Source organism: Pseudomonas sp. PME37.24/006 (assembly GCF_055556635.1).
This window is the reverse complement of the sequence record NZ_JBVHNL010000304.1, coordinates 1-233: the sequence shown is the minus strand read 5'-3', so window position 1 is coordinate 233 and position 233 is coordinate 1. Positions and strand designations below refer to the sequence as shown.

Annotated in this window: 1 protein-coding gene; it reads left to right on the top strand. The window is 71.7% G+C overall.

Annotated elements, in window-relative coordinates; translation table 11 throughout:
- Window positions 1–225 (top strand): hypothetical protein (locus ACZ3GY_RS24835; protein WP_465912492.1); only part of this gene is annotated, 225 nt, incomplete at its 5' end.
- Window positions 226–233 lie beyond the last annotated feature (8 nt).

Here is a 233-nt window from a genome sequence, read left to right as displayed (position 1 = left end):
CCCACCCTCAAGGAAGCGCTCATCGCCGACCTCAAGGCCGGCAAGGACATCACCGCGGGCATCACCCTCGCAACGTCCGTCGCGGCCGAGGCGAAGACCGCGCAGGGCGCGCAGACGCCCACGCCCGCCACCACCACGATCCCCGGCTCGTACGTCGCCGCCGAGGCCGCCACGGGCGGATCCCCCGTGAAGAGCTGGACCGTCAGCGGACTCGGAGGTAAGTGACCATGGCC